We start from the raw sequence: 18,505 nt of genomic DNA, 5'->3' as shown, positions 1-18,505 counted from the left end.
GAGGGCTATTTCGCTCCCTTGACCCAGGAGAGATAAGGGACCACGCCGACCCGTTCCGACCAGGCCGTCCACTGCTTGGCGAGGCGTGCGGCAAGCTCGGGTTGGCTTGCCACGAGGTTGGTCGATTCGGTGCGGTCCGCCTCCATGTCATAGAGTTCCCATTCGCCCTCCACGCCCTTGGCGACGAGCTTCCAGTTGCCCTCGCGAATGGCGCGATTGCCTTCATGTTCCCAGAAGAGGGGCGCCTGGCGTTGAAGTGGTTTGCTTTCGAAGACCGGTCGCAGCGAGATCCCTTCGACCGGAGTCTTGTCCTCAGGGTAAGTGGCACCGGAAAGATCAAGCGCGGTGGCCATGATGTCGATCAGGTGGCTCGGACTATGGTTCCAGGTGTTCTTGCCTGAAATGCCCTCCGGCCAGTGGGCGATGAGCGGGGTGGAGATGCCGCCTTCGTGGACCCAGTGCTTGTATTCACGGAACGGCGTGTTGGAAACGTTCGCCCAATTGCGTCCGTAGCCCACCTGGGTTTCAGGAAAGTACCCCGGCATGACTCCCGGACCACGACGCAGCGGATAGCCGTCACGTGATTGACTGGGAACCATGTCGTGCTGAAGGGTGTCTTTGCCAAGTGGGGGGAGGGTTGGAGCACGAGGCCGATCGAGTGGTCCTACCTGTTCTCTACGCCCGAAATTTTCGGCACAGCCACCATTGTCTTGAAGAAAGAGGATCAGGGTGTTGTCGAGCTGATCGGTGTCCTCCAGCGCCTGGATGATGCGGCCGATGCCTTGGTCCATGTTGTCGACCATCGCCGCGTAAACCTCCATGCAGGCGGATTCCCATTCCTTGAGTTCGACCTTGTCCCAGTTGCCGACAAGTGGGGCGGGTGTCCAGTCATCGGGAAGAATGCCGAGTTGCTTGAGTCTGGCGATGCGTGCGGCCCGAATTGGTGCGTAGCCTTCGGAGTATTTTCCCTTGTACTTCGCAATATCCTTTGGCAGCGCGTGCATCGGCCAGTGGGCGGCGGTGTAGGCGACGTAGTGGAAGAAGGGCTGATCAGGTTGATTCTTTGCGTGGTCCTGAATGTAGCGGACGGCGTTGTCGGAAATCGCATCGGTGTAGTACCAAGTGCCGTCGGGTTGATACTCTGGATCATTCTCGGGCGTGATGTAGGTGTTGTCGCGGGTGAGTGAATTGGGATCGAAGAAGGAGCCGGCGCCGTGGATCGTGCCAAAGAAACGATCGAACCCGCGTTGTAGGGGCCAGTTGTGGCGCTTGGGTTCACCTTTTCCAGTCGCCGGAGTGACGTGCCACTTGCCGCTCATGTAGGTGCGGTAGCCGGCAGGCTTGAGGGCCTCGGCAATGGTGACACATTGCTGATTCAGGTCGCCGCGATAGCCGGGCAAACCGTTGTCACTCATCATGTGGCCGATCCCGGCCTGGTGGGGGTAGAGTCCGGTGAGAAGGGAGGCGCGTGTCGGGCAGCAGCGGCCGACGTTGTAGAATTGGCTGAAGCGAAGTCCGTTCGAGGCGAGTCGGTCGAGGTTCGGTGTCTCGATCTCGCCGCCATAGCAGCCGATATCGGAGAAGCCCATGTCATCAGACATGATCAGCACGATGTTGGGGCGTGGGGCATCGGCTGCTGCGGAAAGCACACCGATAAGGGAGAAAAGGACGAGGAAGGGTTTCACGGTGAAGTGATACTGCGCACTCGATCCAATTATTCAATTTCGACCGAATAGGATCTCGAATTCGGGCCAATATCGTGGAGTGCTCAGCCTTTCTAAAGCCGGTCGAATGATGGAACAATTTGCCGGTCCCATAGGTCGTTCATGTTTTTTCTCTCATTTGGACGGTGTTCGCAGCGGCAGGGTGCGGCTCGGAGGGAGTTCTCCGCGCACCATTCTTGTCGCTTCTCCAACCAACCATAAATAATGGTCCGATGGCAGGTCGCCATAGGTTTCGAATGAGCTTTCTCCAACCGGGGGATTGTTGCTGGTCTTGAAAATTTGCGTACCTTCGTCGAGTTCGTCGAACATGGCCTGATAGATCATGGTAGCCCCGGCTTCACGGATCAGCGCCTCGTATTGGCTCCAGAGAAATTGGCCGCCTTCACGGTCGATGAATGCGTCGGGATTTTCCTTGGTGCCCTTTTTCAAGTTCGACCATCCGAAGCCGGGAAAGACGACCGGCATGAAATCCTTGCCGTTGGCATCGCACCAGGCCTTGTCCGCCTTGGCACGTCCGGCGGCATACTCCCTTGCGCTTTCCTGTCCGCCAAAGCGCCCGACCGTCCAGGGAGAAATGATGTCGGCGGCCTTGTAGATCGCCTCCCACATGGACAGCTCCTGCGCATCCCTTTCTCCGGTTCGCCATCCGGTCGAGGTGCCGAGCATGACGGTCATTCCCCCGTATTCCGGGTCGTTCTTGAAGAAGTCCACCAAGTCCGCCACAGCCTTCGGGCCATAGCGGCGGCCTTCATCGAAACCGACACCCCAGATGGCAATCACGGGTTTATCTCGATGATGCTGATAAGCGGTGTCGTCGCCTCCTTTGGTGATGCCCATTTCCTTCACCAGATAGCGCCAGTCTTCCATGATGTTCGGTGCATTGTCGGCTGACATGCCGGTGAGATCGTACATCACCGCATAGGTCCGGCCATGGAGGTTGGCTCCTTCGCGGCAATGCTTGAGCACCTGATTGCAGGATTTCGAAGTTGGAGTGTCCGCCCGACCGTCTCGGTTGGTCACTTCGGTAACGAAGCGCTGCACGAAGACGCCGTCGATGCCGTAGTCCTTCATCCACTTGAAGTGACGTACAACGGTGTCTCTCACCTGCGAACTGAACACATAGGCCGGGCTTCCGTCAGCGTGGCGAAAGGCAGTTTCGAATTTCTCGTGTTCGCCGAGTTCGCTCACATCCGGCCAGAATTCGATGCCTGCATGGCCGGGTTTGAACTCGTGGCTCGTCTGGTTGCGATAGTGTTTCCATCCCAGATCCGATCCGTCGCCCGGTGCGCGGAACCAACCCTGATAGCCGCACATCACCTTGCCGGTTAGAGATGAGGAGACTGTCTGCTTGTTTGGGTCTTCTTCGGTGCATGAGACCAGCCCACAGGTGAGGACGGCGAGTCCCAACGCACTCAGTCCCACCCGCAGGTGTCTGTTACGTCGATCAGTCATAGAAGTTGCCTTTGGGCTGGTTGCGGAACCAGACGAAATAGAGGACGGCAAAGGCTGCGACGCCAATCGCCGTGGCCCCTGCGAAGCCCGCCCAGTTGTGGATGATGAACAACATGGGAGCGAGAAAGAGCGCCGTTTGCCAGATTAGAGCGAAAGGCAGTGCCAGGAGATCGTTGCGATGCTCGCGACTGGTCTTTTCCCGTTCCTCCGGGGAAAGGCTATCCTTGAGGTGACCCCAGACACCGAAGGGTCGGGTTTCCATGTACATCTTCCTCAGGACCTCGGGATCGGTCGGCTGGGTCAAAAGAGCGGCCGTGACCGAACTCACGAAGCCGACGGTTAGCACAAAAACGAACTGCCAGATTTCACTCAGGTCCGGCCAAAGCAGACGTTGGATGATGGCGGCAGCGATGCCGAGCAAGGTGCCGATCGCGCTTCCAGCGCCATTGAAGCGCCACCAGTAGAGACGCAGGAAACTTGGAACGAGGAAGCCGGCGCCGAAGCCCATCATCATCCAGCTCCAGATGTCGTTAATGCTGTCGAGGGTCCGTGAGAAGAGAAAGCTGCAGACGACGATGCCGATCACCGTGCCCCAACTGGCGAAGATCAACTCCCGGGTCAGGGCCTTTGGGCGGATCCACTTCTTGTAAAAGTCGTTTACGAACTGTCCGGTCGCCAGATTCACCCAACTGCCAAAGGTCGATAGCGCTGCGGCGACCAGTGCAATCACCAGAATGCCGCGCATGCCTTCAGCGACGGAAATCATCAGCACAGCTGAGAGGATTTTCTCCGGATTGACGGTGCCCTCGAAGCTCAAGAGGTTCATTTTTTCCGCCCATTTGTCTTCACCGAGGAGCGCCTTCAGTTCGCCGACCAGCTGAGGGTCATGGACGCCCGGAGTGTTTGAGATGCTGGAGATCAGCTCACCCCACTGAGGTTTTTTGGTGTCTGGGTGGAACGTTTGAATCAGGTCCGCCGCCTGACTCATTTTCGACTGATCGGGCATCAAGTCGTTGACGAGGTAGAGGCCCATTACGGCGATGCCGATCATCATGGGCCAGCGAACCGTCATCAGGAACACCCACAGCATCGAGAGCTTGCCACACTCGCGGTCGTTCTTTGCACCGAAATAACGGGGATCCGCTCCAGTCCCGAGTCCAGCGACGATCGTGCGGACGAGATAGAAGGAAGCGAAGATCAGCAAATGCTTGTACATTTCGTAACCTTCGGGCATCTGGACGTTCCACTTGGGCACGCCGCTGATCCAGTCAGGGTTCTGCGTCACCTTCATCGCGATCTCGCTGATTTCCTCGACGCTGCCGATGCCGGTGAAAGCCTTCACCGAGATGTAGATCACGGCCGCCATGATGATGCAGACCTGAAAGAGGTCGGTGAAAATCACGCCGTAGAAGCCGGACATCATCGTGTAGAGCGTCGCCATGACCAGCAGCACCAGCGAACAGAGTTCGGGCGGGTAGGGGAGGAAGGTCGAGAGGAAGATGCCCGCGCCAATAATCAGATAGGCGAGCATGCCGATCGTCGTCAGCACCGTCGCGATGACGCCCATCAACTGCGAAGCGCGTCCGCCCCAGCAATCACCGAAGCGGTAGATGTTCCACTCGGCCCCGGTGAGGCAACCGGAGCGGCGGTGCCATTTTCCCGTCCACAGCATCATGAAAGCGAGCACCAGCACGGCGCCGCCGCGGAACTCCACGAACAAGCCCTGCGGCCCGAGGAGGAAAAGGAAGGAGACGATCACCGCCGTCCCTGCGAGATCGAGGAAGCTCGCCATGCCTGAGATCCCCATCGCCCACCACGGAATATTTTTTCCGCCCGTGATGTAGTTGTCCAGACTCCGGGAGGCGAGGCGCTTCAGGTAAAAGCCCAGACCGATGAGAATCAGGACGTAGAGCCCCATGAAAATGTAGTCGATCGTGCCGAAGTAGCCTGCTGCTCCCATGGATTTGTATGATATGGACTCTTGAACTGGCGTTGGTGTGGAAAGAAAGGCAACTTCACCCTGTGGTTCAAAGGATACCTATCTCAGCTAAGCCTGACACTTGGATTCTCAGGCTCTCGCAAGCGCATTGGCCGACCGCCACCAACTGTTGACGAGAAATATCGTTGACTATCCCCGACGTAAAGGTAAAACGTTTTTCCTAGAAAGGGAGGCGTCTTTGCCGACCGTTCGGCCCTTAAGATTAAACGAGAAACCAAATTGGGTAAGAGCCCGAGCAACCAAGAAAGAAGACAAACCATGACGACAAAAAACCTATTATCTGGATTAATCATTTCGAGCTTTCTGGCTGGAGTGACGCAGGGAGCCAATATCCGTTACCGGCAAAGCGGCGACTGGACACAGACCGCACCCGCCAACACAGGAAGTGGTTGGCAGAACGTGAGTTCGCAACCAGGGCTCGCCGACGAGGCACGAATCAACTGGGGTGACAACACCGTAACGGTGACGACATCAACCGACACGGTCAATAGGGTCGCAATCGGCGTCGATGAGAGCGGCACGATCGAGGTGCAAAGCGGTGGAACTCTGAATGTCTTTCAAGATCTGCTGGCCGGCAACAACAACGTGCTGGCTACTGGCACCTTGACCGTCAACAACGGAGGTTTGGTCAATGTTGGCAGAATCCTCTGGGCGGGCAACGGTGAGTCGACCGGCTTCATCAACATCAATGCTGGCGGAGTTGTGGAAGTCGCAAGCCATCTCTGGTGGGGGACTACCGGCACCGCTACCATCAACATCAGCGGCACCCTCAATCAAAGCGGCGGCAATCTAGGTCTCGGAACGAGTAATGCGTCCACGGCATCAGGTGGTGCCGCAACCGTCTTCGTGAACAGCGGTGGCTTTCTGAATCTGGCCACGTGGAGCAATACCAATTCGATTCAAGATGGATCGGTACTCAACATTAACGGCACGGGCACCGTGACTGTTGGCGGCAACCGAGTTTCATCCGCGAACGACTACTTTGCGCTGGGTAAGATTGCCTCTGATGCAGGAGGAATTCTGGCAACTTATGACGGTGACCTGGATCGTACGACGATCGTCGGCATCCCTGAGCCTGGCACAGTCAGTCTCTTGGGGATGGTCGGAGTGCTCGGTCTTCTCCGCCGTCGCCGACTTCGCTAACATGCTTTGATCTGGTGGTTCACCCACCGATTTCATTGGCCCGGGCCCGCTAGCGGTTGCCCGGGCCTTTTTGTGTGGGTTAGGGGAGATGGGAAGGCGGTCAGGTTGACGCAGCGGGGAATCGAAGTTGTCTGACATCTTTGCGTTTTTTCCTTGAAGGATAACCCGAATCTCTGATTAAACGATAAAGCAATTACGTATATGAAAACCCACTTTCAGTTTTTGCCGTTGAGTTCCTCCCATCGGGTGCCGGGGTATTTCAATCCGTGATAGAGGGCCATCCCAATGAGCTTCAAGCCCGGACGCCGGAGTTCCATGAGCCAGCCCCTGAAAAATCATTTTCCTAGCGACAGCAACAAAAAACAAGAAAAGAGAAACTAATGAATACAAAAACTATCGGATTATGTGCGGGTGCCTTGATCGTCAGCGCGTCTGTTTCCCAGGCGGTTTCGTTTGTGTGGGGCGGCCCCGCAACCGGAGGAGTCTGGGAAACGGATTCAGATTGGGATACCGGAACTGCGCCGACCATGGCCAGTCAAGATGCTCAGGTTGAAATCAACAATGGTGAGACGGTAACGATGAGTAGCACTGCTGTCATCGAGCGTCTCTACCTCGGTGACAACGGAACTCAGGGTTCCATGAATACGCTGATCTTGACGAGTGGTGCCAACCTTCGATCTGGTGTTGAGCCAGATGGTACAAGCACAAACAATGTAACGACCATTGGGCGGCAATATGCATCAACCCTAACCGTTCTAACAGGCGCGGTGTTCACTGCTGAACAACGGATCACGCTTGGACGTTCTGGAGATGCCAACAACGGACCCATCACTGATATCGGAGACGCAGAGCCATCGTTTATCAATATTCTGGGCGGCATGGTCATTGTCACAAACAATGGAGACATTGATTTTGGCAATGATAGCGCGAGCAGAAATAGTGGCGGTGGCGTGGTAACCATTGACAACGGGGGACTGTTGGAAAGCCGATTGGACTTCATTGTAAATGCCGACCCCATCTCCTTTAAGTCGTATGTTCAGTTGAATGAAGGCACGCTTATCATGAATGGAAACATCGATGTTGACGCCTTGATTGCCGATGATCGGTTGAAAGGTTCTGGCTTGACCTGGGACTTTGACGTCACCAATTCCGGGAAGACTACTGTTCTCGGTATTCCAGAGCCATCGAGCCTTGCATTGCTGGGCCTGAGCCTGGGTGGACTCTGCCTCCGCCGCCGCCGGGCGAGCTAAGCAGGTCACGCCTAGTTGATTTTCAAAGAAGCCCTGCAGCTTGATCGCTGCGGGGCTTTTTGGAGAAAAGATGTCAGGTCGAAAATTTCGTCAATCCCGACCCCATCCCATGCCATTCTTCACACCCCGGCGGCATCTTGCTCGTTGCCTGGTCAGCCTGACTTCCGTTCTCGCGCTTTTCCCAAGCGACTCGGATGCCGATCTGCTTTGGTATTCGCCGATGAATGCCAATGCCAATGCGGTGGTGGGATCCAATGGCGTTCCAGCTGGCACTCCATCTGCGGCCACGGACCGTGATGGCAACGCCAATGCGGCCGTCGAGTTCAATGGGAACAACGAGTATTACGATCTCGGTTCCTTCGGCACCCTCTCAGCGGGAAGTCTGTCGACGTGGGTCCGCAGCGACAACAACGCCGACGAGCGCGGCGCGTTTTGTGCCGGTGCCAGCGGCGGAGGCAGCACGGTCTATTTTTCCTTCATGAACAGGAGGGGGGAGGTCCGCGCCGACCTCGACGACGGTGACGGCCGCCGCAGCGCGGAGGGTGGAGGGACTCTCGCCGTCGGGCAATGGTACCACGTCGCCACCACCTGGTCTGCCAAAGGAGCTCTCCGCCTCTTCCTCGACGGAGTTCAGGTCGACACTCGTGGCATCGGTGGAGGCCTCGATACCTACACCATGACCAACAACGGTCTGATCGGTGCGGAGCGGACCAGCGAGCGCCTGTGGGACGGCGCGATCGACGACGCCGGCCTCTGGAATGAGGAACTGAGCGCCCGCGAGGTCGCTGCCATTCACGGCCTCGGGAAATTCCAGGGCCTCGATCTCAACGACCCCGCAATCGATACGATTGTCGGCTTCAGCACTCTCGGCCAGACCGTCACGGTGAATTTCGTCACTTGGGAATACGTCTCGGGACTCGCCGGTTCCACCGGTGCGACCGGCGGATCGATCGGCGACGACGATGCCTTCATTGTTCTCGACAGCGGAACCGGGCGCGGGGTTCAGATCAGCAGCGACTCGGCCAGCCCGCCCAGCGTCGACAATAATGCCGCCACCCAGGTCGAAGCATCCTCTGCCACGATTGGCGGCAGCATCACCGACAACGGCGGCGAGGATCCGGCGATCACCATTTACTGGGGCGACAACAACGGCGGCACCAATCCAGGCAGCTGGGATAGCGCTCTGAGCCTTGGAGTCCAAAGCGGCAGTTTCTCCTCCAACTTGACGAACCTCAACCCCAGCACCACCTACTACTTCCGTAGTTTCTCAACGAACTCGGGCGGCTCTGACTGGGCACCCACCACGAACTCGTTCATCACCGTCGCTCTGCCGAATCCGCCGACCGTGATCAACTCTCAGGCGGGGAACGTGGGCTTCACCAATGCCGAGATCGGTGGCCAAGTCACCGACACCGGCGGCGAAGACCCGACCGTTCGCATCTACTGGGGCGACAATGACGGCGGGACCAACGCCGGCAACTGGGACCAGTTCAATGATCTCTCCACGCAGTCCGCTGCCTTCGTGGATTCCCTCGCCAACCTCGCCGACGGCGTCACGTACTACTTCCGTTGCTTCGCCCAAAACTCCGGTGGCAGCGACTGGGCGCCCTCAAGTGAAAGCTTCACCACCTCGGCCATCAATCTACCGACGCTCACCACTTCAGCCGCGACCCATGTCTCTGGTGTTTCGGCTCAGTTGAATGGGGAGGTCACTTCCACCGGTGGCGACTCACCGGTCGTAACCTTCGTCTACGGCACCTCCGACGGCGGGGCCATCGCCGGTAACTGGGACAGTTCCATGACGATCGGGTTCCAGCCCGGTTCCTTATCGAGCGTCATCAATGCGCTGAATCCGGGCACGAGCTACTTCTTTCGTGCCACTGCGTCGAATGCGGCCGGTCTGGTCTGGTCGAGCCCGACCCGGAGCTTCATTACCCCAGAAGTGTCGGAGCTCGCTATCAACGAGTTTCTTGCTTCCAACGACGGCGGCACCCTGGTGCCCAATCAAATCCCTGGCACCACCGACGACTGGATCGAGATACATAACCGCGGCAGCACCACCATCAGCTTGGCGGGCTGGCACCTTACCGACGATGCCGGGGAGCTTGACCAGTGGACTTTCCCGCCTGGGACGAATATCACGTCGGGCCAGTTTCTAGTGGTCTTTGCGTCCGGCGATAACGCTCCAGATGCCAACGGCAACCTCCACACCAACTTCAAGCTCGGGGCTGGCGGCGAGTACGTCGCCCTGGTTCGTCCCGCGCTGACCGTCGCCAGTGAGTTCGGTCCCAACGGCACCGATTACCCCTCGCAGGATGCTGATGTTTCTTACGGTTTGCATCCGAGTACGCTCGACTCGGTCTACTTTCAGATTCCCACCCCGGGCGCTCCGAACGACGTGAGCGGGCTGGCCTTGGTGGAGGACACGCAGTTCAGCCACAAACGCGGCTTTTACACCTCCGCCATCGACGTCGCGATCACGACCGCCACTCCCGGTGCGACGATCCGCTACACGCTCGACGGGAGCGAACCGACCGAGATCACCAACGGGAGCACTTACTCCAGTTTGATCCCGATATCCACGACCACCGTACTGCGTGCTCGGGCCTACAAGTCGGGCCTGCAGGCGACCGACATTGACAGCCAGAGTTATATTTTTCCGAATGCGGTCGTCACTCAGACCCGTCCCTCCGGTTATCCGGACTCGTGGGGCGAAGAAGCGGTCGCCGACTACGATGTCGACACCCAGATTTCCCAATCCGCTCAGTATGGGGCGGACTTTCTCGAGGGACTGCGGGATATTCCCACGCTTTCGGTCACAGGCGACCAAGACGACTTCTTCTCGGAGAGCGGAATCTACTCTGATACCTTTAATCGGAACCTCGAAGCGGCTGTTTCAGCCGAGTATTTCCACCCTGATCCTGAAGTTGACGGCGTCAACCAAGAAGCGGGTTTCCAGATTGACTGTGGCTTCAAGCTGCAGGGCGGTGCCAGCCGCGATCCCGGCCGCGCCATCAAGCACTCCCTGAGCTTGCGCTTCCGCGACCAGTACGGTGCTGGGAAACTCAACTACCCGGTCTTCGAAGGCACCGACGTCACCAGCTTCGACAGCCTCCACCTGCGGGCGATGTTCAACAATTCGTGGGTTCACGGCAATGGCGACCAGCGTGCCCGTGCCACCATGATCCGCGATCAATGGGCCCGGGATACCATGATCGAGATGGGTAATGCCGACGGCGGTCAGGGCCACTTTGCGCATCTCTATATCAACGGGATCTACTGGGGCGTCTTCAACCTCCACGAGCGCCTAGAGAACGATCACTTCGCCGCCTACAACGGCTACGAAGACGACGAAGTCTTTGGACGAAATCCGGGATCTCCAACCGAGGAGGAGGAAGCTTCCTACGACGTCATGATCGACGTTGTCACCGACCCGGGGAGCAGTTGGGCGCAGATCGAAGCGGTGCTTGATATCGACAACTACATTGACTTCGTGATCGTCGAATACTTCGGTCGCAATGCCGACTTGAAAAGTCGCGGCAACTGGCGTGCTGCGGGCGGCGGTACTGCCAATGCTCCCTGGCGCTTCTACTGTTGGGATACTGAGCGTATCTTCGAAGACGAAAGCAACACCAGCGCCCCCGATGGCAGCGGCGAGCTCGACGGCGCTCGAATCTTTGACGACCTGGAAAAACACCGCGAGTTCCGGGTCCGCTTCGCCGACCGAGCCTACAAGCATCTCTTCAATGGGGGCACCCTCACCAACCTTGAGAACCGCGCTCGCTTCGAGAAATACGCCGCCGAGATCTATACCGCCATCGTCTGCGAGTCCGCCCGCTGGGGCGACGACCGCTCCGGAGGCGGATTCAGCGACAACTACTCGCGCGACGAGAATTGGACCCGGGCCGTCTACGGAACGCCCGGCGGACTGGACACGAGTCCGACAAACGGTGTCCTGGGCTCGTGGTTCCCGATCGGGGGGAGCAACCGCACTTCGATCATGATTCCCGTCTGGCAGTCGCAGCCGTTTACCGATAGCGCCGATACCTACCTCGGAACCATCTCTCCGCCTGTCTTCATGGTGAACGGCGGCAACCAACACGGCGGCGAGATCCCTGACGGCGGCAATCTCTCTGCCACGGCTTCGGATGGATCGATCTACTATACGACCGACGGCAGCGATCCGCGCCTGCAGGGCGGCGACATCGCATCCGGAGCCATCCTTCTCTCCGGAGACATGAGCCTGCCCGCCAGTGGCTTGGTTCGGATGCGCGCCCGAGCGGGCGGTGGCGATTCCTGGTCTCCGCTCAGCGAAGCGGTCTTCTACCTCGAGCGCCGCGCCCTCGCCAGCGACCTGCGCATCAGCGAAATCAACTACCATGCGGTCGGTCCCGATGCTCTCGAAGCACAGGCCGGCACCAACCTCGCATTCCCCCGTGAATTCAGCGGTGGCGATTTCGAGTTCCTCGAGATTTGCAATGTTGGTGGCAGCGCGGTGAACCTCGACGGGGTTCACTTCACGGCCGGCCTCAGCTTCAATTTCCCACTCACCACTCTCGCCCCCGGCGCCTACATCGTGGTAGTCGAGGATCAAGATGCCTTTGAGGTCCGCTATGGAACCGGCCTGCCGGTCGCGGGACAATTCGAAGGAACCCTCGACAACGATGGCGAACAAGTCGCCTTTGCCACGTGGGATGGCAGCGTTGCGCAGGATTTCACATTCAGCAACGCCGGGTCGTGGCCCGGCCGCGCCGACGGCAAGGGATCATCTATTGAGGCCGTTGCCACCGACAGCGACTACGGCAACTCCGAGAACTGGCGATCGAGCAGCGAGTATCACGGATCCCCCGGGACCCTGGGCGCTGGTATCGATGGCCGCATCGTGATCAACGAGGTGTCCTCCCACACCGATCTTCCCGACCAGGACAGCATCGAACTTCACAATACCACTGGGGCCACAATTCCGGTCGCGAATTGGTATCTCTCCGACTCAAGTTCGAACTTCAAAAAATTCCGGATCCCCTCCGGCAGCATTACTGCTGGCGGTTACCTGCATTGGAACGAGGACGACTTCAATCTCGACCAGTCACTCGCCATCAACTCCTGGTCCGGTATGGCTGCGGCCCCGCCTACGACCGTCACGACCAGCCCGCATGGCTTGTCGACCGGCGATGTCATCACGGTTTCTGGATACGGCGGCATCGGCGACTACAACGGATCCTTCGAGGTCACCGTCCTCGACGCCACGACCTTCACCATCCCCGTTACCTTCCTCGACAACGACGGCACGAAGGGCACCTACACCAGTGGTCAGCCGTTTGCGATCTCCGCCAAGGGCGACGACATCTGGCTCCTCGAGGGTGATGCTAACGGCAAGCTCCTCAGGTTTGTCGACCGGGTCGATTTTGCGGCCGCCTTCAACAGCGAAACCCTGGGTCGCTGGCCCAATGGTGGCGGAGCCGGAACTCTCATCACCATGACCGCCAACACCCTCGGCAGCGCCAACAGTGGCCCGGTGATTGGACCGGTTCTCATCTCCGAGGTGATGTATCACCCCAGCGAGACGATCGAAGACAAACTTGAATACGCCGAGATCTGCAACACCGGATCCGTCACCGAAAATCTCGCCAACTGGCAACTGCGCGGCGGGATCGACTTCGATTTTTCCGCCGTCCACGAACTTGCGCCCGGCGAGGTGCTGCTAGTGGTCGGCTTCGACCCACTAGTCGAAGTTGATGCGGCGTCTCTATTCCGTACCACCTACGGGATTGATGCTACCATTTCTCTGGCCGGCCCATGGACCGACGGCCCTTTGCGGAATGACACCGGCACGGTCCGCCTCCAGCGCCCCGACAGCCCGCCGTCCGGTGAACCCACCAACTTCCCGCAAGTGACCGAGGATGAGGTAATCTATTCCAACGTGGCCCCCTGGCCCGAAGACGCCGATGGCAATGGAGAATCCCTCAACCGCGCCGGACTCTCTCTCTTCGGCAACTTTGCGAGCAGTTGGAATGGCGTCGCTCCGACTCCCGGTGGGAAGCTCCTCGATTACGATTTCTACCGCGACCTTACCTTTGGTCCGGGCTCCCCAACCGGAAGTGGAAGACTGGACGATTTCGATTTCGACAGTGTCATCAACCTCCTCGAATACGCCTTTGGATTGGACTCTCTGACCCCTGACGTCTCCCTCATGCCTGGCCTGACTGTGGACGGCGGCGATCTTGTCATGACGTTCACCAAGAACACCCTGCTGAGCGATCTCACCTATGGTGTCGAGATGTCGGCTGACCTCCTGATTTGGACGCCCCTCGCAGATGAGTTTGTGTCCTCCACAAACTATCAGGAAACTCGAAAAGCGAGTGTCCCAATGACATCCCAATGCCTTTTCCTCCGGCTCGTCGTCACCCACTGACGAAATTTGCAGTGAAAGAGCCGAGAGCCTCTCCGGAATTTGTCAGACAGGTTAAACGATTCTTCTTGAAATGAGACTGAAGTTGTGAAAAATTACGATTGGCAGCACTGTAAATTCTTTGTAAATACATTTAGTGGCGGCGGAATACTCACGATGTTGATCGTTCAGCCTCCTACAAAAACCCTCAGGCAGCGCATCAAACGCTGTGAATCAAGATGAAAACCCTGCTTAAAAAGACCCGGGAACCCTACCGCGAACAAGGCTTCGCCCTCATCGTTGTGATCTCCATGCTGCTGCTGCTTGCCTTGCTGGTCACCGGCTTGTTGTCGCTTTCTACACTCTCGCTTCGCAATTCGAGGTCCTCGCTCGCTCAAGCGGAAGCCCAAGCGAATGCACGCATGGCCCTGATGATCGCGATCGGGGAAGTCCAGAAGCACCTCGGTCCGGACCAGCGGATTTCCGCGCGGGGTGATGTGATGGCGAAGGATCCGCGGGTCGGCGCGACCATCGGTGAGAGTGATCCCAAAGCCTGGTGGGTCGGGGTGGCCAATGGCGATCCTGATGAAATGCTTGCCGACGGTAAGCCTGTCGCGTGGCTCGTTTCAGGTCTGAACCCCAGCTCGGACCCGGCGTCCCAGATTCAGGGCGATTTTTCCGGAGATCCGGTGCCGATATTTGCCGCCGAGAGCCTCGATCTTCAGAAATACAGCGGTGGTAAGGAGATCACCGCCGGGCGAGTCGCTGTCCTGAACTCTGCCAACGAGACGACCGGATCCTATGCATGGATGGTGGACGATGACGGTATGAAAGCTCAGCTGGCACCGAGCAATCGACTCGCAAGCAATGAGCAGAACGCCGGGCGCGGAGTCCTAGGATCCGGCTATGACCTGACAATTCTGACCGGTCTGACAGGCCTCACCGATCAAACTCCTGATTCACTTGCCAAACTCAACTCCATTGACGACTTGGAATTTCTTGGAGCACCAAAAGGAATCGGTTCATCAGCCCGTTTCGACTACACCACCCGAAGCATTGGAGTGCTCTCGGATGTCCGTAATGGCGGCCTGAAAAAGGACCTGACGATCGCCTTCGAGAACGCGACGGTTTTTAGGGAAGCCTTCCCATCGAGTGACTCCGACAAGTACATCCTGATGGACCCGGAAAAATATGCGGACGCCTCCGACCTCAAGTCATCAGGTTATATCAATTTCGATATCTTCAACGCTCATTACAATCTAAAGCGCTATCTCCTGTCGGAACGCGGCAATCCAACGATCTACCCGATCTCTCTGGATAAGGACGGGTTCTATAATTCGAATTTGAAAACCGGTGACTACTATGTCGGAGCGCTGGGACCACACGAGATCAACCCAAGGAATTCCAAATCGGGAATCCCCTACGGCGACTTCTCGGTATTGGATACCCGGAAAAATCAAACGCGGTATCGCAACAGCCCCGTCACTCCGATCCTTCAGTATCTGCAGATGAATGGGTGGGTCGAGCAGACCAGAGACAACAAGCTTCAGACCCATACGCAGCTATTCACTTCTCACTACAATCCCTACAACGTATCGCTGAAAATCGAGGGTGAAACCAGACAGCCCACCGGAGCGCGGGTGATCAATTTTCCGAATCCCCAATTTTCCGTTTCGGGGAGCTTCAGTAATCAAGCTGGAATGGATACCAAAAGGCAGTGTCATGGTCCGGCGGTCACCGTGCCACCCGGAAGAAGTCAAGTTTATGGTTTTTCCAACGATGTGAACCGAGGATCAGAGAGAGATGACCAAGCATACACGCCGAACATTTCCCGGGTAAGCAACCAGAGTGTGCTCTACAAGGTGAGCAATTCAAGCGCGCCTTCCCCCGGGGCGACCTTGACCGTTGAGTTTGCCATGGATCGTCCCGCCCTCTGTTCTGGCAATGACGAGGATCAGGGGCCGCACGAAGTTTCACAGTTCTTCTTCACTCCCTTCGCCATCGACAACTGTTCAGGCTTCCCGGGGGTGAGGCGTGTGCTTACGGAGATCGGACCCAGCGCCAAGGCTTCCGTGGCATTCGGCCTGCGGACGACGACCGAGGGCGATCCGTCTTCGGTCAGGCCACTCATCGATTCGAACATCCGCGCGATCTGGAATAATCCGAAGTGGGACTCCCCTCTCAATCTTCCCGTCCTTGCGGGCTATTCACTGGCAAACAATTTGCAACCCCCTTCGCCCCTTCCCCAGCTCGACATCTCGCAGTCCCCTGCGGCCTTCACCTACTGGGGTGGTGATCGGAGTGCGAACTTCGGCTATGATCGGGTCATCCTTTTCGATATTCCCCAGCAGGATCTGGTCTCCCTCGGTCAACTCCAGCACGCGGGCGCAGGAAGGTTCAGCTATGAGCCAACCTACATCGTCGGCAATTCCTACGCCAATCCGCGGATCCCCAAAGACTCCTGGCGTGCATCGATCCGCGACACCTTCAGCACAAGTAATCCCGTCCCGAGATCGTGGGCGATCTCCGGGAACTTCAATCTGTATGACGCCTCGTTTCTGGTGAACGAAGCTCTTTGGGATTCCTATATATTCACGACCATTCCTCAGAATGATGATAACTTTGCCGGTGATGATGTGCCTGCCGATTATGCGGCCATTCTGAACGGGGATCTCCTGCTTCCGAATCCGCGCTTCATCCCATACGAGCCCGGGGGGTCGAAATTCGAAGAATCGACACTTCGTGCTACCGGAGACACCGGCGGCTACCATGTCAATGCGGGGCATCTCGTCGTCGATGGCGCCTTCAATGTGAATTCGACATCGGTCGATGCGTGGGAAGCCTTTCTCTCGGGAACCCATCGATTGCCCGTCCAGAATATCAATGGCGACGGGAAAATCACAGGGTTCAGCTCGCCTGAGGATGGGGTTCGCTTTCCCCGCGTGAATGCAACTCTGGGCAAGGCCACCGATGCCTCGAATCCAGATGAGAACTTCTGGATGGGCTTCCGAACACTGAGCTCTGAAGAGGTTCGGCGCATCGCGGAGGAAGTCGTTGTGGAGATCCGCAAACGGGGTCCCGCCAGAGGTCTGAGCGAGTTCGTCAACCGTCGTCTCGAATCCGGAGAGTTGGGTGAATCCGGTCCTCTTCAGGCGGCACTTGACCGAGCCGTCAATCTCAGTATTCCCAATTCGATCGCTGAGAAGGCAGCCAATTCGCAATTGGTTGCTGACAGTTCGCAGGCAACGGGTTTCCCGGGATACCTGATGCAGGGAGACGTCCTGCAGGCGCTGTCGCCCTACATGACCGCCCGGTCCGACACTTTTACGATCCGCAGCTACGGAGAATCCGTCGAAGCAAAGACCGGACAAGTGAAGGCCAGGGCCTGGTGCGAAGCGAAGCTTCAGCGCTACCCGGAGCCTGTGGAGGCTGGGGGTGGTGTAGCAGCAAGCTCTCCTGAAGAACTGATCGAGCCATCCAGTGCGTTTGGTCGGAAATTCCAGATGACTTCATTCAGGTGGCTAAGCCCTGAGGAAATCTGATTGTATCGGTAGCGATCTTCATCAATCTCCCATCATGCGAAATTCACTCATCGTCGGACTCTGTGTCATGATCGCCACGGCGAATGCAAGGGACCTGACCGTCCGGTGTCTTGCACTGAACGAGAGCCCGATGCCGAAGCTCTTTGTCAAGACGAGCAAAGGCTTCACGCCGCTCGAGTTTTCAAGCATCCAGCCTACCAAGACCATCAAGCTAAGCGTTGAAGGCCCTTTGCAAGTTTACGATTCGGCGGGGCAGGAAAAGGAGAAGCCCATCGTCGCTCATACGATTCCAGTACCTGGCAACACGGGCGGTGTTCTCATTCTTGGCTGGACGACGAAAGAAGAGGTGAAGTTTGCGGCCTTGCCCGATGATCTATCTGAAGTCGGCCCGCGCGACTGGCTTATCATCAATGCCGCCACGGAAGCCGTCGCGGTGCAGGTCGGAGCCAAGGCCAAGCCTGTTGCGGTCAAGCCGGGCGCCTCGGTGACGAAGCGGGTTACTCTACCTAAGGAGGATGCGGCCGAGTTCCGGGCCTTCCGTGAGCAGGAGGGAAAACCGACGATGTTCTATTCGACTTTCATGCCATTCCGAAAGGAAGCGAGATGTGTTCTCTTGTTCTATCCTGACGGCAAACACATCAGGATGAAACAAATGTTCGATATGAACCTGATCAAAAAGAAGAAGGAGAAATCCTGACCTGAACGGCGATGATTCCCATATTCTCATCGTCAAGGTGTGGACGTCGAGCTGGTTACCGTTCTAGGTGTGCCCGCTTGAGCGTAATCCACGCAAAGTTCTACCGCCTTGGAGACCTTTTCAAGATATTGGTCGAGCAGCGGCAATTGTTGACGAGAAATATCGTTGACTCGATAGGAGTCGAAGATAAAACGATTGTTAATTATGATTTTAGTTGAATATGACTAATCTCCTATAGTATTTGATTAAACGATAAATCCATTCGGGTGAGCACCCGAGCAAAGACAAATAACCCAAAAAAAGACAGGAC

At 57.3% G+C, this 18,505-nt stretch carries 8 protein-coding genes; 5 read left to right on the top strand and 3 right to left on the bottom strand.

Annotation, left to right across the window (positions count from 1 at the left end; genetic code table 11):
* Positions 1–5: 5 nt before the first annotated feature.
* The 3 genes from WBG04_RS05985 to WBG04_RS05975 all read right to left on the bottom strand — a co-directional run bounded on the left by WBG04_RS05985 (position 6) and on the right by WBG04_RS05975 (position 5,136).
* On the bottom strand, positions 6–1,685 hold the full coding sequence (locus tag WBG04_RS05985) for an arylsulfatase (RefSeq protein WP_424313471.1): 1,680 nt from the start codon (positions 1,683–1,685) through the stop codon (positions 6–8).
* Between the two features lie 153 nt (positions 1,686–1,838).
* Complete coding sequence (locus WBG04_RS05980; RefSeq protein WP_424313470.1) at positions 1,839–3,176, bottom strand: glycoside hydrolase family 71/99-like protein; 1,338 nt, start codon at positions 3,174–3,176, stop codon at positions 1,839–1,841.
* Positions 3,169–5,136: a sodium:solute symporter family transporter gene (locus WBG04_RS05975; protein WP_424313469.1), complete on the bottom strand. Its 1,968-nt coding sequence runs from the start codon at positions 5,134–5,136 to the stop codon at positions 3,169–3,171. Before WBG04_RS05975 ends, WBG04_RS05980 begins: the two co-directional genes overlap by 8 nt.
* A gap of 297 nt (positions 5,137–5,433) precedes the next feature.
* Between WBG04_RS05975 and WBG04_RS05970 the strand changes: the two genes are divergently transcribed.
* The 5 genes from WBG04_RS05970 (at position 5,434) to WBG04_RS05950 (ending at position 18,195) form a co-directional block, all read left to right on the top strand.
* Positions 5,434–6,318 carry a PEP-CTERM sorting domain-containing protein gene (locus WBG04_RS05970; protein ID WP_424313468.1) on the top strand — a complete coding sequence of 295 codons (885 nt, stop codon included), beginning with the start codon at positions 5,434–5,436 and terminating at the stop codon, positions 6,316–6,318.
* A 380-nt stretch (positions 6,319–6,698) separates the two neighbouring features.
* Positions 6,699–7,568 carry a PEP-CTERM sorting domain-containing protein gene (locus WBG04_RS05965; protein WP_424313467.1) on the top strand — a complete coding sequence of 290 codons (870 nt, stop codon included), beginning with the start codon at positions 6,699–6,701 and terminating at the stop codon, positions 7,566–7,568.
* 109 nt (positions 7,569–7,677) lie between these two features.
* Positions 7,678–13,980 carry a lamin tail domain-containing protein gene (locus WBG04_RS05960; protein WP_424313466.1) on the top strand — a complete coding sequence of 2,101 codons (6,303 nt, stop codon included), beginning with the start codon at positions 7,678–7,680 and terminating at the stop codon, positions 13,978–13,980.
* 215 nt (positions 13,981–14,195) lie between these two features.
* Positions 14,196–17,498, top strand: a complete 3,303-nt coding sequence (locus WBG04_RS05955; protein WP_424313465.1) for a hypothetical protein — start codon at positions 14,196–14,198, stop codon at positions 17,496–17,498.
* 34 nt (positions 17,499–17,532) lie between these two features.
* Positions 17,533–18,195 (top strand): hypothetical protein, encoded by a 663-nt coding sequence (locus WBG04_RS05950; protein WP_424313464.1) that lies wholly within the window; start codon positions 17,533–17,535, stop codon positions 18,193–18,195.
* Positions 18,196–18,505 lie beyond the last annotated feature (310 nt).

This window comes from Haloferula sp. (assembly GCF_049672945.1).
Taxonomy (GTDB): Bacteria; Verrucomicrobiota; Verrucomicrobiia; order Verrucomicrobiales; family Akkermansiaceae; genus Haloferula.
Note: the sequence above shows the minus strand (reverse complement) of the source record. Positions and strands in the feature narration are given on the sequence as shown.

Coding starts and splice junctions, on each gene's coding strand:
- WBG04_RS05980 (WP_424313470.1), bottom strand. CDS start 3,176: ATGACTGATCGACGTAACAGACACCTGCGGGTGGGACTGAGTGCGTTG.
- WBG04_RS05975 (WP_424313469.1), bottom strand. CDS start 5,136: ATGGGAGCAGCAGGCTACTTCGGCACGATCGACTACATTTTCATGGGG.
- WBG04_RS05970 (WP_424313468.1), top strand. CDS start 5,434: ATGACGACAAAAAACCTATTATCTGGATTAATCATTTCGAGCTTTCTG.
- WBG04_RS05965 (WP_424313467.1), top strand. CDS start 6,699: ATGAATACAAAAACTATCGGATTATGTGCGGGTGCCTTGATCGTCAGC.
- WBG04_RS05960 (WP_424313466.1), top strand. CDS start 7,678: ATGCCATTCTTCACACCCCGGCGGCATCTTGCTCGTTGCCTGGTCAGC.
- WBG04_RS05955 (WP_424313465.1), top strand. CDS start 14,196: ATGAAAACCCTGCTTAAAAAGACCCGGGAACCCTACCGCGAACAAGGC.
- WBG04_RS05950 (WP_424313464.1), top strand. CDS start 17,533: ATGCGAAATTCACTCATCGTCGGACTCTGTGTCATGATCGCCACGGCG.